Origin of the sequence: Longimicrobium sp., assembly GCF_036388275.1 — a bacterium.
Lineage (GTDB): Bacteria > Gemmatimonadota > Gemmatimonadetes > Longimicrobiales > Longimicrobiaceae > Longimicrobium.
Genome location: NZ_DASVSF010000100.1, coordinates 197,489 through 221,473, shown reverse-complemented (window position 1 = coordinate 221,473; position 23,985 = coordinate 197,489). Strand labels below are relative to the sequence as shown.

General features: G+C 70.1%; 24 protein-coding genes. 17 read left to right on the top strand and 7 right to left on the bottom strand.

The features are described from left to right. Positions 1–70: 70 nt before the first annotated feature. The gene (locus tag VF632_RS22090; protein ID WP_331025095.1) at positions 71–1,069 is read right to left on the bottom strand and encodes an L-threonylcarbamoyladenylate synthase; all 999 of its coding nucleotides are present in this window, start codon (positions 1,067–1,069) and stop codon (positions 71–73) included. 189 nt (positions 1,070–1,258) lie between these two features. On the opposite strand from VF632_RS22090, the gene VF632_RS22085 reads away from it, so the two are divergent. Beyond that, a complete protein-coding gene (locus VF632_RS22085; RefSeq protein ID WP_331025094.1) occupies positions 1,259–1,573 on the top strand; it encodes a hypothetical protein in 315 nt (104 codons plus the stop codon). 70 nt (positions 1,574–1,643) lie between these two features. Here the strand turns inward: VF632_RS22085 and VF632_RS22080 are convergent, their stop codons facing one another. Beyond that, the gene (locus VF632_RS22080; RefSeq protein WP_331025093.1) at positions 1,644–2,975 is read right to left on the bottom strand and encodes a pitrilysin family protein; all 1,332 of its coding nucleotides are present in this window, start codon (positions 2,973–2,975) and stop codon (positions 1,644–1,646) included. Continuing rightward, the gene (locus VF632_RS22075) at positions 2,965–4,281 is read right to left on the bottom strand and encodes a pitrilysin family protein (protein WP_331025092.1); all 1,317 of its coding nucleotides are present in this window, start codon (positions 4,279–4,281) and stop codon (positions 2,965–2,967) included. The genes VF632_RS22080 and VF632_RS22075 overlap by 11 nt, the downstream gene beginning before the upstream one ends. Positions 4,282–4,365: 84 nt before the next feature. On the opposite strand from VF632_RS22075, the gene asd reads away from it, so the two are divergent. Continuing rightward, positions 4,366–5,319 carry an archaetidylserine decarboxylase gene (gene asd / locus VF632_RS22070; RefSeq protein WP_331025091.1) on the top strand — a complete coding sequence of 318 codons (954 nt, stop codon included), beginning with the start codon at positions 4,366–4,368 and terminating at the stop codon, positions 5,317–5,319. A gap of 188 nt (positions 5,320–5,507) precedes the next feature. Continuing rightward, positions 5,508–5,861, top strand: coding sequence for a DUF86 domain-containing protein (locus VF632_RS22065; protein WP_331025090.1), 354 nt, complete (start codon positions 5,508–5,510; stop codon positions 5,859–5,861). A 41-nt stretch (positions 5,862–5,902) separates the two neighbouring features. Here VF632_RS22065 and VF632_RS22060 read toward each other — a convergent pair whose 3' ends face one another. The 3 genes from VF632_RS22060 to VF632_RS22050 are packed head-to-tail and all read right to left on the bottom strand — an operon-like array spanning position 5,903 to position 9,171. Further along, the gene (locus VF632_RS22060; protein WP_331025089.1) at positions 5,903–6,187 is read right to left on the bottom strand and encodes a hypothetical protein; all 285 of its coding nucleotides are present in this window, start codon (positions 6,185–6,187) and stop codon (positions 5,903–5,905) included. 18 nt (positions 6,188–6,205) lie between these two features. Then, complete coding sequence (locus VF632_RS22055; RefSeq protein ID WP_331025088.1) at positions 6,206–7,813, bottom strand: M2 family metallopeptidase; 1,608 nt, start codon at positions 7,811–7,813, stop codon at positions 6,206–6,208. Then, positions 7,810–9,171 (bottom strand): dipeptidase, encoded by a 1,362-nt coding sequence (locus VF632_RS22050; protein ID WP_331025087.1) that lies wholly within the window; start codon positions 9,169–9,171, stop codon positions 7,810–7,812. The genes VF632_RS22055 and VF632_RS22050 overlap by 4 nt, the downstream gene beginning before the upstream one ends. A 194-nt stretch (positions 9,172–9,365) precedes the next feature. On the opposite strand from VF632_RS22050, the gene VF632_RS22045 reads away from it, so the two are divergent. Further along, positions 9,366–10,316 (top strand): SMP-30/gluconolactonase/LRE family protein, encoded by a 951-nt coding sequence (locus tag VF632_RS22045; protein WP_331025086.1) that lies wholly within the window; start codon positions 9,366–9,368, stop codon positions 10,314–10,316. A 62-nt stretch (positions 10,317–10,378) separates the two neighbouring features. Here the strand turns inward: VF632_RS22045 and VF632_RS22040 are convergent, their stop codons facing one another. Further along, a complete protein-coding gene (locus VF632_RS22040; RefSeq protein WP_331025085.1) occupies positions 10,379–10,558 on the bottom strand; it encodes a hypothetical protein in 180 nt (59 codons plus the stop codon). 128 nt (positions 10,559–10,686) lie between these two features. Between VF632_RS22040 and VF632_RS22035 the strand changes: the two genes are divergently transcribed. The 13 genes from VF632_RS22035 (at position 10,687) to VF632_RS21975 (ending at position 23,759) form a co-directional block, all read left to right on the top strand. Further along, positions 10,687–11,118, top strand: coding sequence for a DUF4186 domain-containing protein (locus tag VF632_RS22035; RefSeq protein ID WP_331025084.1), 432 nt, complete (start codon positions 10,687–10,689; stop codon positions 11,116–11,118). A gap of 134 nt (positions 11,119–11,252) precedes the next feature. Further along, positions 11,253–12,068 carry a methyltransferase domain-containing protein gene (locus VF632_RS22030; RefSeq protein ID WP_331025083.1) on the top strand — a complete coding sequence of 272 codons (816 nt, stop codon included), beginning with the start codon at positions 11,253–11,255 and terminating at the stop codon, positions 12,066–12,068. A 1-nt stretch (position 12,069) separates the two neighbouring features. Further along, a complete protein-coding gene (gene dtd, locus VF632_RS22025; protein WP_331025082.1) occupies positions 12,070–12,507 on the top strand; it encodes a D-aminoacyl-tRNA deacylase in 438 nt (145 codons plus the stop codon). A gap of 2 nt (positions 12,508–12,509) precedes the next feature. Next, the gene (locus tag VF632_RS22020) at positions 12,510–12,818 is read left to right on the top strand and encodes a hypothetical protein (RefSeq protein ID WP_331025081.1); all 309 of its coding nucleotides are present in this window, start codon (positions 12,510–12,512) and stop codon (positions 12,816–12,818) included. Between the two features lie 12 nt (positions 12,819–12,830). Beyond that, entirely contained in the window at positions 12,831–13,451 is a 621-nt protein-coding gene (locus VF632_RS22015) for a nucleoside triphosphate pyrophosphatase (RefSeq protein ID WP_331025080.1), read from the top strand. Between the two features lie 523 nt (positions 13,452–13,974). Beyond that, entirely contained in the window at positions 13,975–14,739 is a 765-nt protein-coding gene (locus VF632_RS22010; RefSeq protein WP_331025079.1) for a TatD family hydrolase, read from the top strand. 468 nt (positions 14,740–15,207) lie between these two features. Next, positions 15,208–17,049, top strand: a complete 1,842-nt coding sequence (gene mutL / locus VF632_RS22005; protein WP_331025078.1) for a DNA mismatch repair endonuclease MutL — start codon at positions 15,208–15,210, stop codon at positions 17,047–17,049. A 1,474-nt stretch (positions 17,050–18,523) separates the two neighbouring features. Continuing rightward, the gene (miaA, locus tag VF632_RS22000) at positions 18,524–19,462 is read left to right on the top strand and encodes a tRNA (adenosine(37)-N6)-dimethylallyltransferase MiaA (RefSeq protein WP_331025077.1); all 939 of its coding nucleotides are present in this window, start codon (positions 18,524–18,526) and stop codon (positions 19,460–19,462) included. Positions 19,463–19,559: 97 nt separating this feature from the next. Further along, on the top strand, positions 19,560–20,729 hold the full coding sequence (bshA, locus tag VF632_RS21995) for an N-acetyl-alpha-D-glucosaminyl L-malate synthase BshA (protein ID WP_331025076.1): 1,170 nt from the start codon (positions 19,560–19,562) through the stop codon (positions 20,727–20,729). Then, positions 20,730–21,578 (top strand): carboxylating nicotinate-nucleotide diphosphorylase, encoded by an 849-nt coding sequence (nadC, locus tag VF632_RS21990; protein ID WP_331025075.1) that lies wholly within the window; start codon positions 20,730–20,732, stop codon positions 21,576–21,578. Next, on the top strand, positions 21,575–22,390 hold the full coding sequence (locus VF632_RS21985; RefSeq protein ID WP_331025074.1) for a biotin--[acetyl-CoA-carboxylase] ligase: 816 nt from the start codon (positions 21,575–21,577) through the stop codon (positions 22,388–22,390). Before nadC ends, VF632_RS21985 begins: the two co-directional genes overlap by 4 nt. Positions 22,391–22,447: 57 nt before the next feature. Continuing rightward, positions 22,448–23,236 carry a type III pantothenate kinase gene (locus VF632_RS21980; RefSeq protein ID WP_331025073.1) on the top strand — a complete coding sequence of 263 codons (789 nt, stop codon included), beginning with the start codon at positions 22,448–22,450 and terminating at the stop codon, positions 23,234–23,236. Between the two features lie 31 nt (positions 23,237–23,267). Continuing rightward, positions 23,268–23,759: a hypothetical protein gene (locus tag VF632_RS21975; protein WP_331025072.1), complete on the top strand. Its 492-nt coding sequence runs from the start codon at positions 23,268–23,270 to the stop codon at positions 23,757–23,759. The last annotated feature ends 226 nt before the right edge of the window (positions 23,760–23,985 follow it).

Sequence of the window (23,985 nt, the reverse complement as noted above, 5' to 3'; positions counted from 1 at the left end):
CGAGTGGTTACGACAAAGATCGCGGCATCGTTTCGTTCCGGGATGGGTCGGTTGACCCAAACGCGGATGGCTACCGGTGTGCCGCACGGCGCAGGCGGTCGCGGATGCCGGCCCAGGCGGGGTCGTCCGGAACGGCGTCGACCAGGATGGCGTCGCATCCCGCGGCGTCCAGCTCGTGCAGCGCGGCGTAGAGGCGGCTGGCGTATCCCGCGGGATCGGCGGGCATGCGGATCACTGGCGCGATCCGCGGATCGGCGTCATGGAGCAGCAGCCCGCCGATGCGCCTGCCTCCATCCACCTCCCGCGCGGCCGCTTCGATCGCGCGGTCCCGGTCCTCACGCGGGATGATGCGCACGGTGGCGCGTGGGGCGTAGTGCCGGTCCATCATCCCGGGAGACGGGCGGGCGGCTTCGGCGTGGGGATCGGCGGAGGGGAGCGCGACGTCGCCGATCACCGCACGCAGGTCGTCGATGGAGACGGTGCCCGGGCGAAGCAGCGTGGGGCGAGGGCCCGCCAGGCTGATTACGGTGGACTCGATGCCCACGGGGCAGGGCCCGCCGTCCACGATTACGTCCACACGGTCCCCCAGCCCCTCGAGCACGTGGGCGGCAGTCGTGGGCGAAACCTGCGTGGAGCGGTTCGCGCTGGGCGCGGCGACGGGGATGGCCGCGACCCGCAGGAGCGCGTGGGCTACCGGATGCGCAGGCACGCGGAGCGCGACGCTGGGCAGCCCGGCGGTGACGGCATCGGGCACCGCGCCGTCCTTGGGAAGGACGAGCGTGAGGGGACCGGGCCAGAATGCATCTGCCAGCCGCCGCGCCTCGTCCGGCCACTGCGACGCGAGCCGGCGGGCCGCGTCCGCATCGGCGACGTGGACGATCAGCGGGTTGTAGCCCGGGCGTCCCTTCGCGGCAAAGATGCGGGCGACGGCATCCGGATCCAGCGCGTGCGCCCCCAGCCCGTAGACGGTTTCGGTAGGGAACGCCACGAGTCCGCCATTGCGCAGCACCTGTGCGGCATGTGCGAGCGTGGCGGGTTCGGGGTGCTCTGGATGGACACTCAGCAGCATCGGTGGAGTCGGAAAACAGCCCCACCTGAGGGGCGGGAGTGGGTGCCGAATCGCAACACAACGTCCCGAGTGAAACGGATGTCCACGTGGCTACCGGGCGGCACGCGGGTTGCCTGAGCAGAAAGGCGATCGTACCGGTGGCGGCCGGTGCAGCCCCAAGGGCTCCGATGCAGGAACCAGGAGGACCCGATGTTCTGGATGTTCATGACGGCGCTGTGGGTGGTGATGCTCCTGGCGCCGCTGGCGCTCCTGGTGGCCCTGCTGCCCGCCGGCCGCGAATGCCCCCGCTGTAGTGGCGAAACCATCCTGCTGCGGCATCGCATGTTGACGCCCATCCGGCGCTTCATGGGCCGCCGCTGGTGCACGTCGTGCGGCTGGGAAGGAATGATGCGCTACTCGCGGAACGTGCCCGTTCCCGTGCTGGCCACCGCCGTCGCCGAGCACCGCGACGAGGCCGACGACGACGCGGTGTGGCGGCCGGAGCGGAACGACACGGTGTTCTAAACCCGGTCGCGGCCCTACCGACGGTGCCCGGTCCCAGGCGATGCCCGCCTGGGACCGGGCACGTTTTCGTTCAAGCCCCGGCTTCGGGCATCGCCCCGACCACCACGCGCACCACCCGGTCGGGGTGGAACACCTGGCGGGCCACGCGCTGCACGTCTTCCGCCGTCACCGCCTCCACGCGGTCGGCGTAGGTGTCCCAGTAATCATGGGGCAGGCTGTACGCTTCCAGGGTGACGAAGCGCCCGGCCACGCCGCTGGGCGTTTCGAAGTAGCGCGGAAGCGACAGGATCATGGCGTCCTTGGCCCGGCGCAGCTCGTCGTCGGGGACGCGCTCGTCCGCCAGCCGCCGCATCTCGCTCAACATCTCCTGCACCGCGGCGGCCGTCACCTCCACGTCCACCGCCGTCTCCGCCACCCAGCCGCCCAGCGCCAGCCCGGGAAGGAAGTACGAACGCGCGCCGTACGTCCATCCCTTGTCTTCGCGCAGGTTGGACCCCAGCCGGCCCGTAATGGTGGACCCGCCCAGGACGTAGTTGGCCACGGACCCCGCGAACCAGTCCGGCGACAGGCGGTCCAGCCCCAGCCCCGCGATGCGGATTTCGGACTGTGCGGCGTCTTCCCACGGCACCACCACCAGACGGCCGGCCGCTACGGCCGCGTCGGCGTCCGCCCCGTATCCGATCGAGGGCGGCTCGCCCGTCCATCCCGCGAACGCCTCGTCGAGCAGCGCGCGCAGCTCGGCGGTGTCGAAGTCGCCCGAGGCGACCAGGAACGCGCCGCGGGGGCGGTAGTGCGCGGCGTGAAAGGCCACCAGCGCGTCGCGCGGGACGGTGCGGATGCCCTCCGCCGTGCCGAACGGCGGGTGGCCGTACGGGTGCGCCGGGCCGAACACCTCCAGGGCCGAGCGGTCTTCGGCTACGTTGGCGGGCTCGTCCAGGCGCGACAGGATGGCGTCGAGCGACTCGGCGCGGATGCGCTCCACCTCGCGCTCGGGGAACGTCGGGCGGATGGCGACCTCGGCCATCAGCGCGATGCCTTCCGCCAGCGTCTCCGACAGGAAGACGGCCTCCACCTCGGCGAAGTCGTGGCCGACGCTGGCGTGGACGGACGCGCCCAGGCCGTCGAGCCGCGCGTTCAGCTCGTCGGCCGTCATCGTCTCCGTCCCCTCCGTCAGCAGGCCGCCCGTCAGCGAGGCGGTGCCGGGGAACTCGGCGGGATCGGCGGCGGAGCCGGCGGCGAACGCCATGCGCAGCACCACCTGCGGCACGGTGGATCGCGGCAGGGCGATCACCTGCAGCCCGTTGTCCATCGTCCAGCGCTCCGGGCGCGGGGCGCGGGTGCGGGGTGGCGCGCCGGGGACCGGCGGCGGAAGGACGGCGATCGTGCGCGTCTCACTCATCATCGTCCTCCTCGTCATCCTCCTGGCCGGGGCGGGGGACCACCACCAGTGTCGCACCGCGTTCCGGCACCAGGTACTCGGCGGCCACGCGGCGCAGGTCGTCCGTCGTGACCTCGGCATAGCCGTCCAGCACCGTGTGAACAGCGTCCGCGTCGCCCAGCACCGTCGCGGCGTAGGCCAGGGCGTCGGCGCGTTCCTCCACCGTCGCCAGCTCCGACACCTGGTCGCGGCGCACGCGGCGGACGGCGCCGGTCAATTCCTCGTCCGTCACCCCGTTCGCGATCACCTCGTCCACCACCTGGCGGATGGCGTGCTCCAGCGCCTCGGGTTCCACCTCCGACCGCGCCGTGCTGACGAACCCGAACACCCCGCAGAGCGCGGTGGGATACAGGTACGAATCCACGTCCTGCGCCAGGCGCCCGTCGCGCACCAGCGCCCGCTGCAGGCGGCTGCTGTCTCCATCCGCCAGCAGGTAGGCCAGCACGTCGAGCGCAATCCAGTCGGGCGTGCCGTACGCTGGCACGGCGAAGGCCTGCATGATGCGCGGAAAGGAGACGTCGTCCTCCATCACCCGACGCGCCCCGTTGGGCGGGGGCGGCATCACGGGCACGGGCGGCGGCGGGAGCGCGGGGCCGGCGGGAAGGTCGCCGAAGTAGCGCTCGGCGAGCTCGAAGGCGCGCCCCGCCTCGATGTCGCCGGCGAAGACGAGCACCGCGTTGCCGGGGGTGTAGTAGGTCTGGTAGAATGCCCGGGCGTCCTCGAGCGTAATCTGCTCCAGGTCGCGCATGTAGCCGATGGTGGGCCACGAGTACGGGTGGTCCGCGGGAAAGAGCAGCTCATGTAGCTGCTCGTCGGCCATTCCGTACGGGCGGTTCTCGATCACCTGGCGCCGCTCGTTCATCACCACGCCGCGCTGCAGCTCCAGCACCTCGCCGGTGAGCATGGGGAGGAAGAACGCCATGCGGTCGCGCTCCAGCCACAGCGGCAGCTCCACGGCGTGCGTGGGCACCGTCTCGTAGTAGTTGGTGCGGTCCAGCCAGGTGCTGCCGTTGTTGCTGCCGCCCACGCGCTCCAGGGCGTCGTCGAAGTGCCCCTTGGGCGCGTGCTGCGAGCCCTCGAACATCAGGTGCTCCAGCAGGTGCGCCAGCCCGGTGCGCCCCGGCCGCTCGTCGCGCGAGCCGGCCCGGAACATAAGGTGCACCGTAACGATGGGCGCCGACGGGTCTTCGTGCGCCACCACGCGCAGGCCGTTCGCCAGCACGCGGGTGGTGCTGGGGATTCGGATGGTGGATGAGATGAGGGTACTCAAGCCGTTGCCGTTCTTGATGATGCGCGTTTTCGTCCACGTGGTCCCGAGCGCCGGGACGCGCCCAATCTAACACCACAGCGGCCGATGCGCTCCGTCACCGGGGCGCAGGCCGGCACCGCCGCCGGAATGCATCGATCCCACGAATCGCCCGAGCTTCCCACCCTTCGCTGGCGCGCCGCGCTGTCGCTGCTGAAGCGCCTGCCGCAGGGGGCGCTCAGCCGCGGCTTCGGCCGGCTGGCGGACGCGCCCATTCCCGCGCGCATGCGTCCCGCCGTCCTCGGCGCCTTCGCGCGGGCCGTCGGTGCCGACGTGGCCGAGGCGGAGCTGCCGCTGGAGGCGTATCCCACGCTCAACCGCTTCTTCACGCGCAGGCTGGCGGCGGGCGCGCGCACCTGGCCGTCGGACCCGTCCGTGGTCGCCAGCCCGGTCGACGGAGCCGTGGGGCAGCTGGGCACCGTGCGCGAGGGGCGGCTGATCCAGGCCAAGGGGCGGCTGTATGAGGTGGCGCAGCTGCTGGAGGATGAGGCCGCCGCGGCGCGGTACGAGGGCGGTTCGTTCATTACTCTCTATCTCTCCCCCAAGGACTACCACCGCATCCACGCGCCGGTCGGCGGGGAGATCCGCGAGGCGCGGCACGTTCCCGGGTGGCTGCTGCCGGTGAACGCGCCGTCGGTGGCGCACACGCAGGACCTGTTCGCGCGCAACGAGCGGCTGATGTGCCACGTGGACGGGCCGATGGGGCGCGTTGCCGTCGTGGCGGTGGGCGCCTACAACGTGGGCCGCATCAGCGCGGCGTTCGACCGCGCCTGGAACGCGCCACCGGGCGAGAACGCCTGGGTGACCAACCGCCGGGGCCTCCGATCCGCCGCGCGAACCTACGACCCGCCCGTCCGCGTGAACCGCGGCGACGAGGTGATGACCTTTCACCTGGGCTCCACCGTGGTCCTGGTCTTCGAGCCCGGCCGCGTGGAACTGCTCCCCTCGCTGGTGGTGGACCAGCCCGTGCGCCTGGGGATGTCGATCGGCACCGCGCGATGACGCGCCTCCTGTCGCGGGACCTGGTCTCACCGGAGGACGCAGTCCCCATGGGCCTGGCGCCCGCTGCGGACGACATCTACCTCTGCACGAGAGCTCCCGCTCCGGCGGCCTCAAAACCCTTTGCGGTGTAACGCGCGTCCAATTACATTGGCACGGTTGATGGTAAACCTGCGACGACTCGGAAGCAGATGGGATTCTCCCCGCACGTGTACCTGCGGCACATTCTGGATGAGGCCGATTTCCTCGTGCATCAGGGCCGCGGCTTGCCGCGCGAGCAATTCGTCGGTGACGCCACCCGGACGCGCGCCTTCGCATGGAGCCTGGAGGTCATCGGCGCCATGTGCAAGGAAGTACCCGAGCCTTTCCGGATGTCTCATCCCGAAGTTCGATGGCAGCGATGGGCAGAGACGGCGGACCGCCTGATCGTGCACTACTTTGCTGTGGACTACGACGTGGTGTGGGATCTCGTAACGAGTGCTGTCCCCGACCTGAGACGGCAGATCGGGATGATTCTGGCCGAGAGTCCCGAAGAATTTTCCTGAAGCACGATCGGGCGCATCCGCTTGGATGCGCCCGACTGTCTTTATGAGGTCAGCAGCCAGTACAGCAGATTGCCACCGATGGGGCATCCCAGCCAGACCGCGATTCTCCACCGTTCCCACCGTCGCAAGCGGGCGAGCCACGGTTCGACGCCTGGCGCGTAGTGCTCCGGGTTCCACCGCTCCGACTTCGGCGGCACCCAACCCCGCACGTACTCTCCGACCTTCAAATTCAGGTACAGGCCGTACCCGGAATAGCCGAAGAAGACGGCGAACGCCGCATACACCGAAGCCCAAGCGAGGAAGGTGCGCAACGCGTCGATGCTCATGCGGCACGCCCACTGAATTCAGACGAACTGCTGTACGAAGTGCCGCGGAGAAAGCTCCTCCCCCGTGGCGTGGAGGAGCAACCCGTTCCAATCCACCGTGGCTCCGGGGGCAAAGATGCGGTCGCGGAAGAAGGCTCCCACGCGCAGCTCGCCCGCGATGCTGCGGTTCGGCGGAAGGCCCGTCTCGCGCCGGATGGCGGCGGACACCTGCGAGGCCATCATCTCGCCCAGCAGGTAGTTGTGATAGTACACGGGCGAAAGCGACAGGTGGATCTTGCTTGCCCACTCCGTTCCGTCCGGCCGCGCCTCGGGGTGTCTGACGCCCTGGATGCGTTCTACCAGATCCCACCAGACCGCGTTCAGGTCCGGCCGGTCGGGATCGCGGTACAGCTCGCGCTCGAAGTACACCATCACCAGCATCCATCGCGCCGCCACCAGCATTCCCGCGCGCAGCTGGCGGCGGATTTCCGCGGCCTCGGCGGCGGACACGTTGGCGCCCATCACCTCGTGCAGCCACGCAGGCTCGCGCGTCAGCCGGCCGAAGTACATCGCCACGCTCTCGGTAGACAGGATGTGCGCGGGCTGGCGCAGCACGTACGGCAGTGAGCGGGGGACGCCGCAATCGTAGACGGCGTGCCCCAGCTCGTGCAGCAGCGTGCCCATCCACTTTTCGTTCGCGCGCAGGTTGCACAGGATGCGCACGTCGCCCTGCCGGTCGATGTCCTGGCAGAAGGCGTGCTGGTCCTTGCCCTCGCGCTCGTACAGGTCGCTGCGCGCGAGAACCCCGTCCACCGGCAGCCCGATCCCGGAAAAGAAGCCCGCCGCGACCTCCACGGCGTCGCGGCCCGAGAACCAGGCATCCAGGTTCAACCCGCGCGCGGCCGGCGCCTCCTGCCCGAACGGATCTTCCCAGTGCCACGGCCGCAGCTCGTCTACCTCAACGCCGAACCGCGCGGCCATCTCCCGGTCCTGTTCCGCGCGCAGCGCCCGGAACGGCTCGTCGGTCAGCGCACGGAACTCGTCCATCAGCGCGAACAGCCGCGTCTCGGAAATCTCCTGCACCTGCAGGTCCATCACGTACGCGTCGGCGAGCCCCAGCGAGCGCGCCGCGGCGTTGCGGCGGCGCACCAGCTCGCGCAGGGGATCGGCCACGCGCGCGCCCACCTGCTTGCTGGCGCTCCACGCCTGGCGGCGCACCGCGGAGTCGTTCTCCTTTTCCAGGATGTCGACGATGTGGTTGTTGGTCACCCGCTCGCCGCCGATCTCCGCGCGAAAGCCGTAAAAGGTGCGCTCCAGCTCGGCCGTGCGCGCCACCAGGTCGTCGATGGTGTCGCGCGGCAGCTGGTTGGGGGTGAACTCGTAGTCCAGCAGCTGCAGCTGCCGACGAAGCAGCGGCTCGCGCACCTCGCCCGACGCGAGCCACGCGCGCACCCGCGCGGCGCCGGCGGGATCGGAAAACAGCGCCCGGTACTCCGACCGCGCGCGGGCCGAGCGCTCCAGCGCCGCGTCGCCGCCGCCCGTAGCCGCCTCCCACCAAGCCAGGTTCGCCTCGGTCTGCAAGGGCGCGGCGCGCGCCTGCAGGTCGTCGACGAATGCCCGCGCTTCCGCCTCGCCGGCAGCGTTCACCGCAATTCCTCGTACATCAGCGCGACGGCCTCGGCGCCCTTCTGGAAGTTCTCGACGGACATCCACTCGTTGGGCGCGTGCGCGTTCTCGCCCGGCAGCCCGAAACCGATCATCAGCACCGGCGCGCCCAGCGTCTCCTGGAATGCCTGCACGATGGGGATGGAGCCGCCCTCGCGGATGAAGACCGGCTTGCGCCCCCACGCCTGCTCCAGCGCGCGCGCGGCCGCGTCGAACACCGGCCCGCCGCCCTCGGCCAGCCAGGGCTGGCCGCCGTGCAGCGCCACCACTTCCACCGTCACGCCCTCGGGCGCCAGGGAATTGACGTGGTCGATGAACAGGCGCTCCACCTCGTGGAAGTCCTGGTCGGGCACCAGGCGCATGGACACCTTGGCCATGGCGCGTGCGGGGAGCACCGTCTTGGCGCCCTCGCCGGTGTAGCCGGAAAGCATGCCGTTGACGTCCAATGTGGGCCGCGCCCAGATGCGCTCCAGCGGCCCGAAGCCGGCCTCGCCGCCCAGCTTGGGGGCGCCCACTTCCTTGCGCAGGTTCTCTTCCTCGAAGGGCAGGGCGGCGATGGCCTCGCGCTGCTCGGCCGTCAGCTCGCGGACACGGTCGTAGAAGCCGGGGATGTTCACCCGGCCGCGCTCGTCGTGAAGCTGCGAGATGATGCGCGCCAGCACGTTGGCGGGGTTCACCACCGCGCCGCCGTACGCGCCGGAGTGCAGGTCCGTAGACGGGCCCTGCACGCGGATCTCCATGTACGCCAGCCCGCGCAGCCCCGTGGTGATGCTGGGGAGGCCCGGCGCGAACATCGTGGTGTCGGAAATCACCACCGCGTCGCAGGCCAGCCGCTGCACGTTGGCCTTGAGGAAGCCGGCCAGGTTGGGCGAGCCGATCTCTTCCTCGCCCTCCACGCAGAACACCACGTTCACGGGCAGGGTGCCGCCGTCGGCGAGCATGGCGTGCACGGCCTTCACGTGAAGGTACACCTGGCCCTTGTCGTCCACGGAGCCGCGCGCGTACAGGTTGCCGTCGCGCACCTCGGGCTCGAACGGGGCGGTGGTCCACTCGTCCAGCGGCTCGGGCGGCTGCACGTCGTAGTGCCCGTAGATCAGCAGCGTGGGCGCGCCTTCCGGTGCGCCGCGCCACTCGCCCAGGACGACGGGGTGCCCCGCGGTGGGAATCACCTCCACCGTCTGCAGCCCCGCCTCGCGCATGCGGTCCGCCAGCCAGTCCGCGGCCTGCGCGGTGTCGGCCTTGTGCTCGCTCTTGGCGCTGACGCTGGGAATGCGGAGCCAGTCCTTCAGCTCGTCCAGGTGCTGTTCGCGGTTACGCTGCAGAAAATCGGTCGCGGGCATCGGCTCAATCCGTTGGCGGTCCGGGAAAAGGCATCCGGGGGGAAGATACATCGCGTACTCGTAGGGGCCAGACCCGCCGGGGCTCGCGCTGCACTCCGTCCGAGAGTATCGATGATCTCACGGCTGATGGGGAGCCGGGGCGGAAGTTGCATCCGCCCGGACGCGCCCATCACGATCTTCAGAGCCAGCAGCCGATGCCGTCCGTCCAGCCCCAGTCTGTCTGCCGCGTGCGCCAGCCCGGACCGCCCGCGCCCGTGGAGGATGTCGACGCACCCATCGCGTACGATCCTCGTTTCGAGCCGGTGCTGGCGCCTGGCGCGCGCCTGATGTCGCTTTATCGCGAGGCGCTGTGGGCCGAGGGGCCGGTGTGGTGGGCCGCGCGCGACATGCTGGTGTGGAGCGACGTCGAAGGGCGGCGGCTGTTCGGATGGAGGCCGGACGGGGCGGTGGACGTGCTGATCGATGCGACCGCGTTCATCAACGGGAATGCCTTGGATGGCAACCGGCTGATCCACTGCGAGCACGGGCGGCGCTGCGTCAGCACGTCCGACGGGAGCGGCGAGCCCAGGATCCTGGTGAGCGAGTACCAGGGACGCCGGCTGAACTCGCCCAACGACGCGGTCGTGGCCGCGGATGGCGCCATCTGGTTCACCGATCCCACGTACGGATTGCAGAACCCCCGGCAGGGCTGCCCGGGCGAGCCGGAGCTGGACCATCGCAGCGTCTACCGGTTCGAACCCGGGACGGGCGCGCTGACGCGGATGGCGGACCTGGAGCAGCCGAACGGGCTCGGGTTCGCGCCCGACGGGAGGACGCTGTACGTGGCGGATTCCGACCTGGACCGGCACGAGATCATCGCCTTCGACGTGGCGGAAGACTACACGCTTTCCAATCGCCGCGCGTTCGCCGTGATCCAAGACGGGGTGCCGGACGGGTTCGCCGTGGATGCGCGGGGACGGGTGTGGACCTCGTCCGGCGCGGGCGTGCAGGTGTTCTCGGCGGCGGGGGAGGCGCTGGGGCTGATCCCCACGCCTCACTTGTGCTCCAACTGCACGTTCGGCGGGGTGGATGGATTGCGGCTGTTCATCACCGGCGAGGAGAGCCTGTGGGCCATCGACCTGGCCGGGCAGGGGTCTGGCGGATGAACAACGAGGTGCCCGGGCGCACGCGGCGGCCGGGCACCTGTTTCTTCCCCGCCGAAGCTCGATCAGCCGTCGCGGCGCTCCGACCGGCGGCCCCCAGCGGGCTCGCGCTCGTTGTCCAGCCGGTGGCGGCGCTTGACTCCCATGATGTACAGGAGGAGGCCGGCGGCGCCCAGCACCGCGGCTGCCTTGGACAGGTTGTTGCTTCTCGCGGGCTGCTGCCCGGCGTCGTTCGCGGAGGCCATTCGGCTGTGTCTGGGGCGAGTGTCGTTGGTGGCGTGTCGCAAGACAGGACGATACACCGCCGCGCGCCGTCACGCGAGGGCGTGATCCACCTTTCCACCATCGTTTCGCCGCCCGTCTACCGTTGCACATGGCCCACCCTTCCCCCGATCCGCTGGACGCGCTCTTCCAGGCGCTCGGCCGCTCCGCCTTCCGCCGCCGCTTCCGGCTGCGCGGAGCGGACCTGGCGTACCTGCGGGGCAAGGGGATGGACACCGTGCTGCGCCACGCAGACGAGATGATCGCGGCCCGCCTGGCCCCCGCCGAGCCGCTGAACGACGGCAAGCAGACGCCCATGCGCGGGCACCCGGTGTTCGTCGCCCAGCATGCCACCGCCACCTGCTGCCGCGGCTGCCTGGCCAAGTGGCACCGCATTCCAAAAGGGCGGGAGCTGGCGGATTCCGAGCGAGCGCACGTCGTCGCCGTCATCGAGCGGTGGATCCGGGAGCAGGACGCCGCCGCCCCCGCCTCGCCCGACGCCGCGCCGCACGCGGATGCGCAGCTCGGCATGGACCTGTCCTAATTTTTTTATGAGAATCGTGGCGGGTCGTGTGTCTGCGATTTCCGCATCTCTGGGGTGAACGTCGGGCGTCAAATGTTCCCCTCGCAGACAGGCCGCCCGCCGCTTATGTTGGCGCCCACGCACCCCCGATGCAGATGCCTGAAGAAAACGAATACCTGTTCGGCACCCACGATGACGAGCTGCGTCGGCTGGGTTTTCAGCACCAGGTGTGGATCCGCGAGGCGGCGGCGGCGTGGCATCGAGCCGGGTTCGGCGCCGGAAGCCACGTGCTGGACCTGGGCTGCGGGCCCGGCTACACCACCTGCGACCTGGCCCTGCTCGTCGGCCAGGGCGGGAGCGTGACGGGGGTGGACGTCTCGCCGCGCTTCGTGGCGCACACGCGGGCGCAGGCCGCTGCGCGCGGGCTGGGGAACGTGGTGGCCCACGTGCAGGACGCGGAATCGCTGGAGCTTGCGGCGGGGGAGTTCGACGGCGTCTACTCGCGCTGGGTACTCACCTACCTTAGGCGCCCTGAAGAGGCCATTCGTGGCGCGGCTCGTGCGCTGAAGCCGGGCGGGCGGATGGTGATCCACGACTACTCGCACTACGAGGGGCTGCAGCTCGTTCCCGAGCATCCCGCATTCCGCCGCGGCATCGACATCGTGATTGCGCAGTGGCGGGAAAGCGGGGGAGATCCGGCCGTAGGCGCACGGCTGCCGGCCATGATGGCCGATGCGGGGCTGGAGGTGCTTTCCATCACCCCCGTGCACCGCGTGGCCCGGCCGGGCGATGTCCTGTGGCGCTGGCCGCGGACGTTCTTCGACAACTACCTGCCGGCGCTGGTCGCCTCCGGAGCGATGACGGAGGACGAGCGGCTGGCGTTCGACGCCGCGTGGCGGGCCGCCGAGGCGCATCCCGGCGGGTTCTTCGCCACGCCGCCCATGCTGGAAGTGCTCGCCATTCGCCACTGACATGCGCATCGTCCTGCAGCGAGTAGCCCGCGCGCGCGTCACCGTCGGCGAGCGCGTGACGGGTGAGATCGGCCCCGGCCTGCTGCTGCTCGTGGGCTTCACCGATGGTGACGGCGACGAGGCGCTGGCGTGGATGGCGGAAAAGGTGGCCGGGCTGCGCATCTTCGCGGACGACGAGGGAAAGATGAACCGCTCGGTGCAGGACGCGGGCGGGGGGCTGCTGGTGGTATCGCAGTTCACGCTGTACGGCGACACGCGCAAGGGGCGCCGGCCCAGCTTCGTCGAGGCCGCGCGGCCGGAGATCGCCATTCCGCTGTACGAGCGGTTCCTGGAGATGCTGCGGGCCACGGGGCTCCCGGTGCAGACCGGCGAGTTCGGGGCGATGATGCAGGTGGAGCTGGTGAACGATGGTCCCGTCACCCTGATCTTGGAGCGCTGAGGATGGTCTGTTTCGGCCCCGTTACGCTGCAGAACGTAGTGGGCGTGTGGGTGGTCGATCCGGCCGACCCGATTCTTCGCACGGAGTTCGGGGACGTGACGATGATCATCGACGTCGATGGCGAGGTGCTGTACATGATCCTGGATCCCGGCGCCACGCTGGAGCTTCACGCGCAGATCGTGGAAGACGGCGGGCGGCTGTGGCTGGAAGGGCAGCCGGGGGTGCGCTCGCCCATCACCCTGACCCCGGATGGCAAGATGCTGCTGGACGACGGCGATTCGCAGTGCGTGCTCGTCCGCGTCCTGACCTGAACGAGAGCCCTGATGTACATCGAACCGATCGATTCGCCCACGCCGCCGCCGCTGGTGCTGGCCTCGCAGTCGCCCCGCCGCGCCGAGCTGCTGGGTCGCCTGGCGCTGCCCTTCGAAACGCTCCCGGCCGACATCGACGAGAGCTACCTGTCGGGCGAAACGCCGCCGCAGCACGCGGAGCGGCTTTCGCGCGAAAAGGCGCAGAAGATCGCGGCGCAGCGTCCGGAGGCCATCGTGATCGGCTCCGATACCATCGTGGTGATCGACGGCGAGGTGCTGGGCAAGCCGCGCGACCAGGAGCACGCGGTGGAGATGTTGACGCGCCTTTCCGGCCGGGAGCACGAGGTGTGCACCGGCGTAGCCATCGCGCACGGCACCCGCGTGGAAACGGGGCTGGCGCGTGTAAGGGTGCGCTTCCGCGACCTGGACGAGCGCACGTGGATGGAGTACGTGGTCACGGGCGAGCCGATGGACAAGGCCGGCGCGTACGGCATTCAGGGATTCGGCTCGGCGGTCGTGGAGTCGATCGATGGCGACTACTTCGCGGTCATGGGCCTGCCGGTGGTGCTGATGCTCGAGCTGATCGAGCGCTTCGGGTGGCGCTACGCGTTCGGCACCTTGGTCAAGAGCTGATCCGGAGGCACGTCACGACAGCCTGTCATCCTGAGGCCCAGGCGCACCGTGCCGGCCCGCAGCACCTGCGTCGCGGGCCGAAGGATCTAGCCGCGGACGGGTACAAGCCTGGGCGCGGCAGCGGTCAAGGAGACCGAGGCCTCGGCTGCCGTGGGGCCCTCACCCGTCCTCGCTTAGGCTCGTCCCCCCTCTCCCACAAACAGCGTGAGAGAGGGGGGACACTTCAGGGCTTGGTGGCGCATCCAACTCGTTCGCGCACCACCGCAGTTGTCATCCTGACCCAAGCGTGCCGTACTCGCCCGCACGCCGAACCTCGCGGGCCGAAGGATCTAGCGGCGGACATGTACAAGCTTGGGCGCGGCAGCGGTCACGGAGACCGAGGCCTCGGCCGCGGTCGGGCGACTGAAGTCGCTGCAACAAACACACGAAGTCCACCTTCGTGGACTGGCTTGATTCGTGTAAGCTGGAGTGTGTGGCGCGCCCTGATTTTCCCACTTCGATATTCGTACTCACGCACTCCCCGATGCAGTTCACGGATTCACACGCGCACCTCGCAGACGACAAGGTCTTTCCCGATGTCGAGGGCGTCGTCGCCCGGGCACGTGAGGCGGGGGTGACTACGATCGTGAGCGTCGCGACGGGGGCCGACGATGCGCGGACGTGCATCCAGCTGGCGGCGCGGTTCCCGGGGGTGTACGCCACGGCCGGCATCCATCCGCACCGGGCCGCGGAGTACGACGAGGAAGTGATCCGGCACATCCGGCTGCTGCTGGACGACGCTCGCGTGGTGGCGGTCGGCGAGACGGGGCTGGACTACCACTACGACTTTTCGCCGCGCGACGTGCAGCGGGCCTCGTTCACGCGGCACCTGGAGCTGTCGCGCGAAACGGGAAAGCCGACCATCGTGCACTCGCGCGAGGCGGACGACGACATGCGCGCCTTGCTGCGTGAGGCGGGGCAGGGGACCGTGGGCGTGCTCCACTCCTTTTCCAGCGGACGCGCACTGCTGGAGGAGGCCTTGGCGATGGGCTGGTACGCGTCGTTTTCGGGGATGGTAACCTTCAAGAAGTACGAAGGCGCCGACTTCGTCCGCATGGTGCCCTCGGATCGCATCCTCGTGGAGACGGATACGCCGTACCTGGCGCCCGTCCCGCATCGGGGAAAGCAGAACCAGCCCGCGTTCGTTCCCCACACGGCGGCCCGCTGCGCCGAACTCCGCGGCGAAGACCCCGCCGAGTTCGCCGCTCGAACGGTGGAGAACGCGCGCCGGTTTTACGGCCTGCAATAGGCCCCACCCGCACGCGCGCCGCACCTGCCGAAACCAACCTGTCATCCCGAAGAAGCGGCCACGCAGAACTTGCCCGCACACCACGGACGGTAGCGACTGAGGGATCCGCCACACAGCCGGCGACCCCGCTCCGGAGTTGCAGGCGCATCATGGCTGGCTGTCGTTCGCGCGCCGCGCGCTTGGAACAGCGGAGCGCCTCAGTCCGCCGTCGTCGCGCCCCACCGGAGTGTGTGGCGGATCCCTCGGTCGCTGCGGGCTGCGTCGTGGGGGCTGGGGCGGTGTGGCCGCTCCGTCGGGATGACATCCGGGGCCGCGCACCTGCCAAACGCGACCCGATTCTTCCTGATCCGCCCCCACCGTCCTGACCGCTTCCCGCACGTGTGTCAACGGTTGACTCCGGCCCGTCTGGCGCGGTAGACTACCACCCGAAGTTCAGCCGAAAGCACGCCCGCGCCAACACGACCCAGCATGCCCCGCAGGATCCAGGTTCTTCCCGAAAAGCTCGCCAACCAGATCGCGGCCGGCGAAGTCGTCGAGCGACCGGCATCGGTGGTCAAGGAGCTCCTGGAGAACGCCCTGGATGCGGGTGCATCGCGGGTGGACGTCACCGTGCGCAACGGCGGCAAGACCGAAATCCGCGTGGCTGACGACGGGCACGGGATGGGCCGCGAGGACGCGTTGCTGGCCATGGACCGCCACGCCACGAGCAAGATCCGCTCGGAGCACGACCTGGCGGCCATTCGCACCTTGGGCTTCCGCGGCGAGGCGCTTCCCTCCATCGCCTCCGTCAGCCGCATGGTGCTGGAAACGGCGGAGCGCGAGGGGCACGGCACGCGGGTCGTCGTCACGGGCGGGCAGATGGCCGCCGTGGAAGACTGCGCGCGGCGCGTGGGAACGACGGTGTCGGTGCGCAGCCTGTTCTTCAACGTCCCCGCGCGCGCCAAGTTCCTGCGCTCCACGGCCGCCGAAAACCGCGCCATAGGCGAGGTCGTCACCACGGCCGCGCTGGCGACGCCGGGCATCGGCTTCACCTTCGATTCCGGCCCCAAGGACCTGCTGACGCTCCCCATCGCCACCGGCGTCGGCGAGCGGATCGCGGCGCTGTGGGGGAACGAGGCGGCGGCCGAGCTTCTTCCCATCACCCACCGGCTGAGCGCGGGCGCCCTTTCGGGGATGATCCAGCGTCCCAACGCGGCGCGGTCCGGAGGGCGGCGGACGTACCTGTTCGTCAACGGGCGCCCGTTCGGCGACCGCAACCTGGTGCGCGCGGCCGACCGGGCGTACAAAACGACGATCTCGCCCGGCGTGCATCCCCACCTGTTCCTGTTCCTGGAGGTGCCGGACGGTGAGGTAGACGTCAACGTGCACCCCGCCAAGGCCGAGGTGCGTTTCCGCGACAAGATCGGCATCGAGCGGCTGATCGAGGACGGCGTCCGCGCGGCCCTCGCCGGCCTGGAAAGCACGCCCAGCATCGGCCTGCGGCAGCCAGCGGCGTACCCTATCGTTCCCGCCGGCTACGGCGTGATGACGGCGCGCGAGGTGCCGTCGCACGGCTACGGTTCCGAGCCGTCCCCGCACGTTCCCGCGGCCCCCTCGCTCCCCGAGGCCGCGGCGCCCGCCGAGCCCCGTGCCGAGCCGCAGATGACGCTGTTCGTCACCGGCGGCGGCTCGGATCCCGCCTCGAAGGACGCCGGCCCGGAGCGCGCTCTGCCCGCGGACCTGTTCGCGGGCGCGGCGCCGGCCATGTGGCAGATCCACAACACGTACATCCTGGCGGAGACGCGTAGCGGCATCGTGATGGTGGACCAGCACTCGGCGCACGAGCGGGTGCTGTACGAGCAGATCGTGGGGCAGTTCGATAACGGGGGGGCGGAGAGCCAGCGCCTGCTGTTTCCGATCACCCTGCGCCTGTCTCCCGCCGAGTACGCGCTGGTGGAGCAGATCCACGGTGTGCTGGAGCGCGCGGGGTTCGAGGTGGAGCCGTTCGGCGGGCGGTCGATCATCGTGCACGCGGTGCCCAACCCGCATCCGTACTTCGATGCTGAGCGGTGCCTGCGCGAGATGATCGCGGAGCTTTCGGATGGGTCGCCCCTGGTGGACAGCGCGCGGACGCAGCACCAGCGGATCGCGCTGTCGATGGCGTGCAAGGGGGCGATCAAGGCGGGGCAGAAGCTGAGTGCGCAGGAGATGACGGAGCTCTTCGACCGCCTGTTCGCGACCGAGCTGCCCTACCACGACATCCACGGCCGGCCCACGGTGATCCAGCTCTCCCTGGCCGAGCTGCACCGGCGGTTCGGGCGCAGCGGATGAACGCGGGCGGGAAGTGCGTGAGTGCGTCAGTGCGTGAGTGCGGGAGTGAAGGGCACACGCCGACACGCACGAGTTGTCATTCTGAGGCCCAGGCGCGCCGCACTCTCCCGTCCGACGAGCTACGCGGGCCGAAGGATCTAGCCTGCGACACTTCCAAGCCTGGACGCGACAGCGCCACGGATGCGTGGGCCTCGGCTCGTCGGGGCGCGAGCCCTGGCCCCGGTGCGATCCTCGGCGCCCCCCATCCCCAGCCCTTCCCCCGCAAACTGCGCGGGGGAAGGGAGCTAGTCCGGCGCGTCACGATAGCTCGGCGCTCGGGCGGGTTGCCCTGGCGAGGTGTGGTGTGGTTCGGAGAGGCCGGCGCAGTCCCCGGCTGCCCTCTCCCCCGGCCCCTCTCCCGCAAGCGGGAGAGGGGAGAATTCGAGTGCTCTCGGCCGGACCGGCGCACTCGACTGGAGGGGGACGCGTATCCGCGCGGCCGGTGCGACTCAGTCCGCGAAGGCGGACTTCGGGCCGTTGTTGCCGCGAATTCATTCGCCCCAGCGGGGCAGCGGCACACCCTTTACCACGGGCCTCGGCACACCCCCCAGCACGGTCCGAGGCCTCGGCTTCCGTGCCGCTGCCGCGCCCAGGTTGAGAGGCACCCTCGGCTAGATCCCACGGCCCGCGTGGTATGTACTGCGGGCCGATTCGGTGCGCTCGGGCCTCTGGATGACAACCTCCGGCGGGTCCTCCACACCCGCTCGTTCCTCTGGGCCAATGCAGCACCGGGAACCGTCGAGCGCGCGAACCCTGGCCCGGGCGCATCCCGCGGTGCCCCCCATCCCCGGCCCTTCCCCCGCAAACTGCGCGGGGGAAGGGAGCCAGTCCGGCGCGTCACGACAGCCCGGCGCTCGGGCGGGTGGCCTTGGCGAGGTGTGGTGCGGTTCGGAGAGGCCGGCGCAGTCCCCGGCTGCCCTCTCCCCCGGCCCCTCTCCCGCAAGCGGGAGAGGGGAGAATTCGAGTGCGCTCGGCTGGCCCGGCACATTCGACTGGATTGGGACGCGTATCAGCGCGGCCGGTGCGACTCAGTCCGCGAAGGCGGACTTCGGGCCGTTGTTGCCGCGAATTCATTCGCCCCAGCAGGCCTGAGGAACACCCCCCACCACGGGCCGCGGCCCACTCCCCAGCACAGATTGAGGCTCACTCCTCAGCAGAGGACGAGGCCTCGGCTTCCGTGCCGCTGCCGCGCCCGGGTTGAGAAGCGCCCTCAGCTAGATCCCGCGGCCCGCATGGTCTGCACTGCGGGCCGGTTCGGTGCGCTCGGGCCTCTGGATGACAACGTCCCGGGTGCCCTCCGCGCCCGTGTGAACCCTGCGGGCCGGTGCGGTGCGCTCGGGCCTCTGAATGACAACGAGTGGTCTCCACGCGCCGGTGTGCTCCCCTCTCCGCACGTAGTTTGTGCGGGGAGTGGCCGGGGGAGGGGCATCCCCGGATGAGCGCCGATGCCCTTGCCATCGTCGGCCCGACGTCGTCCGGGAAGACCGCGCTCTCCATCGACGTCGCGCGGCGGCTGGATGCGGAGATCATTTCCATGGACTCGCGGGCCGTGTTCCAGGGGATGGATATCGGCACGGCGAAGCCCACAGTGGAGGAGCGGGGCGGCATTCCGCACTGGGGCATCGACATCGCCAGCCCGGCGGAGCGGTTCAGCGCGGCCAAGTGGGCCGCGTATGCGCGCGAGAAAATCCAGGAGATCCGCGGCCGCGGGCGCGTGCCCATGCTCGTGGGCGGCACCGGGTTCTTTCTGCGCGCCCTCACGCATCCCATCTTTCAGGAGCCGGCGCTGGACCCGGCCGCCCGCGCCCGTATCACCACGCTGATGGAGCGGATGAGCGACGCCGAGCTGCTGCGCTGGCTGGAGCCGCACGATCCCGCGTCCGCCGAGCGCCTGCGGCACTGGGGCGGGCGCCAGCGGCTGATGCGCGCGCTGGAGGTGCCGCTGCTCACGGGACGATCGCTGTCGTGGTGGCACGAGCACTCGCCGCCGGACGAGGCGCCCGTTCCCGTGCTGCCGTTCGTGCTGCAGGTGCCGCGCGAACGGCTTCATGCGGGGATCGACCGGCGCATCGGCCAGATGGTGGAGGCGGGGCTGCTGGACGAGGTGCGCGCGCTGATCGAGCGCTACGGCGAGAACGCGCCGGGGCTGAACGCCCACGGCTACGCCGAGCTGGTCCCGTATTTCCGTGGCGAGCGCACGCTGGACGAGGCGCTGGCCCTGGTGGGCGCGAACACCAAGGCGTACACCAAGCGCCAGATGACCTGGTTCCGCACCAAGCTCCCCGAGGGCGCCGTCTGGCTGGACGCCACGCAGCCGCGCGCGGAGCTGGTCGAGGAGATACTCGCGGTGTGGAACGCGCGCGGCAGTACCTAGTACCAAGTGCCAGGTGGGGACGCCCTGACCTGGTCCTCGTCCTTGGTACTCGGCACTTGGTACCTGGTACTCTTGAGTTCCTCTCGCGAAGCGAGTCATGAAGATCGGCATCACCTGCTATCCCACGTACGGCGGCTCCGGCGCCGTCGCGACGGAACTGGGGATCGAGCTGGCGCAGCGCGGCCACGAGATCCACTTCATCTCGTACGCGCAGCCGTTTCGCCTGCCGCACTTCGTGGAGCGCGTCTACTTTCACGAGGTAGAGACGGCGCGCTACCCGCTATTCGAGCACCACAACTATTCGCTCGCCCTGGCCGCGGCCATGCACGACACCGTCGTGCGCAACGACCTGGACCTGCTTCACGTGCACTACGCCATCCCGCACGCCACCTCGGCGTGGATCGCCAAGGAGATGCTGGGGCACGACCATCCGCTGAAGATCGTCACCACGCTGCACGGCACCGACATCACGCTGGTGGGGCAGGAGCGCTCCTGGTTCGACATCACTCGCTTCTCCATCCAGAAGTCCGACGGCATCACCGCCGTTTCCAACTATCTCAAGGACGAGACGGTCAAGCACTTCGCCGTGCCGGGAGACGACATCGAGGTCATCTACAACTTCATCGATCCCAAGCTGTACGACCGCGCGTCGCACCCCTGCCACAAGGACACGCTCGCCCGGCCGGGGGAGATGCTGGTGCTTCACGTCTCCAACTTCCGCCCGGTGAAGCGGGTGCGCGACGTGGTACGGATCTTCGAGCGGCTGAACCGGAAGGTGCCGTCGCGCCTCGTGCTCGTCGGCGACGGGCCGGACCGCCCGATGGCCATGGACGAGGCCGAGGCGCTCGGCATCAAGAACCGCGTCCGCTTCCTGGGCAAGCAGGACTCCGTGGCCGAGCTAATGGCCTGCGCCGACCTGCTGCTGCTGCCGTCGGAATCGGAGTCGTTCGGCCTGGTGGCGCTGGAGGCGATGGCCAGCGGCGTGCCCGTGGTCGCCAGCCGGGCCGGCGGCGTTCCCGAAGTGGTGGAAGACCAGGTGACCGGGTGCCTGGGCGAGATCGGGGACGTGGAGGGGATGGCCGACGCGGCCGTGGGCCTGCTCTCGGACCATGCCACGTGGGTGCGCACCAGCATCGCCGCCAAGCGCATCGCTGCCGAGCGATTCGCGGCGGACGTGATCGTGCCCCAATATGAGAGATATTACGAGCGTGTGATCGCCGGATCGCCGGCCGCCGAGCCGGAACTAGCCGCCACGGGAGACGACTGAATGCTTCGACGCGACGCCCTTCTGCTGATCGACGCCGCCCTGGCCGAGGACGTGGGCCCGGGCGACTTCACCACCCTGTGGACCGTTCCCGAAGACCGCCAGGCCGAGGCCGTCGTCGTCGCCAAGGCGTCGGGCGTGTTCGGCGGATGCTACGCGGCCACGGAAACCTTCCGGCGCGTGGACCCGCACCTGGAGATCGAGGCCGCCTTCGCCGAGGGCACGGCGATCGAGCCCGGCGACGTGACGATGACCATCCGCGGCTCCGCCCGGTCCATCCTCACGGCCGAGCGGACGGCGCTCAACTTCCTCCAGCGCCTCTCGGGCATCGCCACCGTCACCCGCCAGTACGTGCGCGCGGTGGAGGGCACGGGCGCGCGGGTGATCGACACGCGCAAGACCACTCCGGGGATGCGCTGGCTGGAAAAGGCGGCGGTGGCCGCGGGCGGCGGCACCAACCACCGTTTCGGCCTGCACGACATGGTGATGATCAAGGACAACCACATCGCGGCGGCGGGCGGCATCACCGCGGCGGTGGAGGCGGTCCGCAGCCAGAACGACCTGGGGCTGGCGGTGGAGGTGGAGACGGGCACGCTGGACGAGGTGCGCGAGGCGCTGGCGGCGGGCGCGGACCGCATCATGTTCGACAACATGACGCCGGAGATGATGCGCGAGGCAGTGGAGATCGTCCGCGCCCACGGCGAGGGCGGGCCGGAGACGGAGGCGTCCGGCGGCATCACGCTGGAAACCATCCGCGCCTACGCCGAAACGGGGGTGGACTACATTTCCATCGGCGCGCTGACGCACTCCGCGCCGTCGCTGGACCTGTCGCTGCGGCTCACCGCGTTGTGACCGACCGCCCGGCCGAGCGCTGGGAGGGACGGTCGGCCGCGGAGCTGGCCGCCCGCTGGTCGCTCCCTGCGGTCCACCTGTTCGAGAGCATTACGTCCACGAACGACGCCGCTCGCGCGCTGGCGGATTCTGGCGCGCCGCATGGGACGCTGGTGCTCGCGGAAGAGCAGACGGCGGGGCGGGGCAGAAGCGGCCGCGCGTGGTTGTCGCCGCCGGGACTGGGGATCTGGATGTCGATGGTGGCGCGTCCCGCGGAGCTGCCGGCGCCCGGCCTGCTCCCCATCCTGGTGGGTCTGGCGGCCGCGAAGGCGGTCGACGCGTACGTGCAGCCCGCGACAGCGCAGATCAAGTGGCCCAACGACCTTCAGCTCGCCGGCCGCAAGTTCGCCGGCATCCTCTGCGAGGGCGCGTGGGAAGGCGACGGCCCGGGCGCGGTGATCGTTGGCATGGGGCTGAACGTGTCGCACGCGCCCGACGACTTTCCCGCAGAGGTACGCGAGACCGCCACGTCACTGCGCATCGCCGCGGGATGGCAGCCATCGCGCCCGGAGGTGGCGGGTGCCGTAGCGTTCGCGGTGATGCGCGCCCTGGCCCGCCCGCCGGCGCAGCTACGGGGCGGGCTGCTCGACGCCTTGGGCCGCCGCGACGCGCTGCAGGGCCGCCACGTCCGCGTGACCGGCGCGCAACCGATGTCGGGAATCGCGCTGGGCATCTCCCCGAGCGGCGCCCTGCTGGTGCGCGACACGGACGGCGTGCTGCGCACCATCACCTCCGGCACGGTCCGCCTGGCCCCGGCCGACGCCACCCCGTGAGCCGCGCCAGGCCGACTCTCGCACTTTCGCACTTTCGCACTCTCGCACTTCCCCCCAATGGATCTCGTATTCGACGTCGGCAACACGGAAACCGTCATCGGCTGGTTCCAGGACACGGAGTTGCGCGGCCACTGGCGCGTAAGCACCGACAGCCGCCGCACCGCCGACGAGTACGGGATGATCCTCGTCCAGTTGCTCACCGCGTGCGGCGTGGGACACAACTCCGTGCGCGCGGCGACGATCGGCTCCGTGGTCCCCGCGATGACCGTCGTTCTGCGGGGCGCGTGCGAGCGCTACCTGAACGTTGCCGCCGTAGCCGTGGATGCGCGCACCCCGCTGCCCATCACGCTGGACGTCGATGAGCCGATGACGGTGGGCGCCGACCGCATTGTCAACACGCTTGCAGCGCTGCGGATGTACGCGACCGATACCGTGGTCGTGGACCTGGGCACGGCGACCACGTTCGACTGCATCACCCGCGACGGCGTGTTCATCGGCGGGGTGATCTCGCCCGGCGTAAAGACCTCGTCCGCGAGCCTGACGGAGCGCACCGCCAAGCTGCCGCGCGTGGACCTCGTTCCCCCGCAGCGGGTGATCGGCCGGCGCACGGAGACGTGCATCCAGAGCGGCGTGTTCTACGGCGCCGTCGACGCCATCGACGGAACCGTGCACCGCATCCGCGAGGAATGGGGAAGCGACGAGCTACTCGTCGTCGCGACGGGCGGCCTGGCGGAACTGATCGGGCCGCACTGCCGTACGGTGCAGAAGATCGAGCCGTACCTGACGCTCTACGGGCTGGAGTTCGCCCGCGAGCACCTGGCGGGGGCGGACGTCGGCGGACGATAGGCAACCGCGATTTCCATCGAGAGCGCCGTTCATGATCACGACCAGCACAGCGGAAGCCGAAGCAAAACGTCCGGTGGATGAACGCCGGACATTGGCCTTGGGGCCGCCGCTCAACTTTCAGCTCGGCGAAACGGCACGTCCCGTTCGCGAGCATGGCTTGCGGGGACGCCTGTACGTCCGGATGCAGCAGATCCTGGCCGTTGTGGTCGGCTGTCTTGCGGTCGCCGTGCCGTGGGTTCCCTCAGTGATGGTCGGCAGCGATCTGACGCCAGCGCTCGGCGCCGGCGCGGTGGTCACATTGACGGTGCTGGCTGTTTCGCAGTGGCTGCTGGCTAAAGGGGTAAAGCACTTTCGGAAATGGGCCTGGTACGGAGCCATGTTCCTGTTCGCTCTCACCACCGTAGAGGACGTGCTGGATGTCCAGCGTGGGTTCGACGACTTCGCGGGGAACGCCGTGTGGCTGTGCATAAGGATCTACTGGGTCGCGTATTTCTGGCAGCGCCGCACGGACTTCGATCTCTAACGAGCGCACGACGCCACGCTGAGCCGGCGGCGGCGGAGCGGATTGACGGCAGTGAGGCACCGGCGGACACGCACGATACTAGCGCCCTTCCCCCGCGCAGTTTGCGGGGGAAGGGTTGGGGATGGGGGGCCCCGCGGCATGCACCGAGTCCAGTCGAACCCCGACCGAAGTTCTCCCCTCTCCGCACGCAGTTTGTGCGGGGAGGGGCGGGGGAGGGGCACCCCAC

What these genes read in the sequence shown, in the direction of transcription:
- VF632_RS22080 (WP_331025093.1), bottom strand. Translation starts at nt 2,975, where the DNA reads ATGATGAGTGAGACGCGCACGATCGCCGTCCTTCCGCCGCCGGTCCCC.
- VF632_RS22060 (WP_331025089.1), bottom strand. Translation starts at nt 6,187, where the DNA reads ATGAGCATCGACGCGTTGCGCACCTTCCTCGCTTGGGCTTCGGTGTAT.
- dtd (WP_331025082.1), top strand. Translation starts at nt 12,070, where the DNA reads ATGCGCATCGTCCTGCAGCGAGTAGCCCGCGCGCGCGTCACCGTCGGC.
- bshA (WP_331025076.1), top strand. Translation starts at nt 19,560, where the DNA reads ATGAAGATCGGCATCACCTGCTATCCCACGTACGGCGGCTCCGGCGCC.
- mutL (WP_331025078.1), top strand. Translation starts at nt 15,208, where the DNA reads ATGCCCCGCAGGATCCAGGTTCTTCCCGAAAAGCTCGCCAACCAGATC.
- VF632_RS22010 (WP_331025079.1), top strand. Translation starts at nt 13,975, where the DNA reads ATGCAGTTCACGGATTCACACGCGCACCTCGCAGACGACAAGGTCTTT.
- VF632_RS21980 (WP_331025073.1), top strand. Translation starts at nt 22,448, where the DNA reads ATGGATCTCGTATTCGACGTCGGCAACACGGAAACCGTCATCGGCTGG.
- VF632_RS22050 (WP_331025087.1), bottom strand. Translation starts at nt 9,171, where the DNA reads ATGCCCGCGACCGATTTTCTGCAGCGTAACCGCGAACAGCACCTGGAC.
- miaA (WP_331025077.1), top strand. Translation starts at nt 18,524, where the DNA reads ATGAGCGCCGATGCCCTTGCCATCGTCGGCCCGACGTCGTCCGGGAAG.
- VF632_RS21975 (WP_331025072.1), top strand. Translation starts at nt 23,268, where the DNA reads ATGATCACGACCAGCACAGCGGAAGCCGAAGCAAAACGTCCGGTGGAT.
- nadC (WP_331025075.1), top strand. Translation starts at nt 20,730, where the DNA reads ATGCTTCGACGCGACGCCCTTCTGCTGATCGACGCCGCCCTGGCCGAG.
- VF632_RS22035 (WP_331025084.1), top strand. Translation starts at nt 10,687, where the DNA reads ATGGCCCACCCTTCCCCCGATCCGCTGGACGCGCTCTTCCAGGCGCTC.
- VF632_RS22015 (WP_331025080.1), top strand. Translation starts at nt 12,831, where the DNA reads ATGTACATCGAACCGATCGATTCGCCCACGCCGCCGCCGCTGGTGCTG.
- VF632_RS22030 (WP_331025083.1), top strand. Translation starts at nt 11,253, where the DNA reads ATGCCTGAAGAAAACGAATACCTGTTCGGCACCCACGATGACGAGCTG.
- VF632_RS22085 (WP_331025094.1), top strand. Translation starts at nt 1,259, where the DNA reads ATGTTCTGGATGTTCATGACGGCGCTGTGGGTGGTGATGCTCCTGGCG.
- VF632_RS22020 (WP_331025081.1), top strand. Translation starts at nt 12,510, where the DNA reads ATGGTCTGTTTCGGCCCCGTTACGCTGCAGAACGTAGTGGGCGTGTGG.
- VF632_RS22045 (WP_331025086.1), top strand. Translation starts at nt 9,366, where the DNA reads ATGCCGTCCGTCCAGCCCCAGTCTGTCTGCCGCGTGCGCCAGCCCGGA.
- VF632_RS22090 (WP_331025095.1), bottom strand. Translation starts at nt 1,069, where the DNA reads ATGCTGCTGAGTGTCCATCCAGAGCACCCCGAACCCGCCACGCTCGCA.
- VF632_RS22065 (WP_331025090.1), top strand. Translation starts at nt 5,508, where the DNA reads ATGGGATTCTCCCCGCACGTGTACCTGCGGCACATTCTGGATGAGGCC.
- asd (WP_331025091.1), top strand. Translation starts at nt 4,366, where the DNA reads ATGCGCTCCGTCACCGGGGCGCAGGCCGGCACCGCCGCCGGAATGCAT.
- VF632_RS22040 (WP_331025085.1), bottom strand. Translation starts at nt 10,558, where the DNA reads ATGGCCTCCGCGAACGACGCCGGGCAGCAGCCCGCGAGAAGCAACAAC.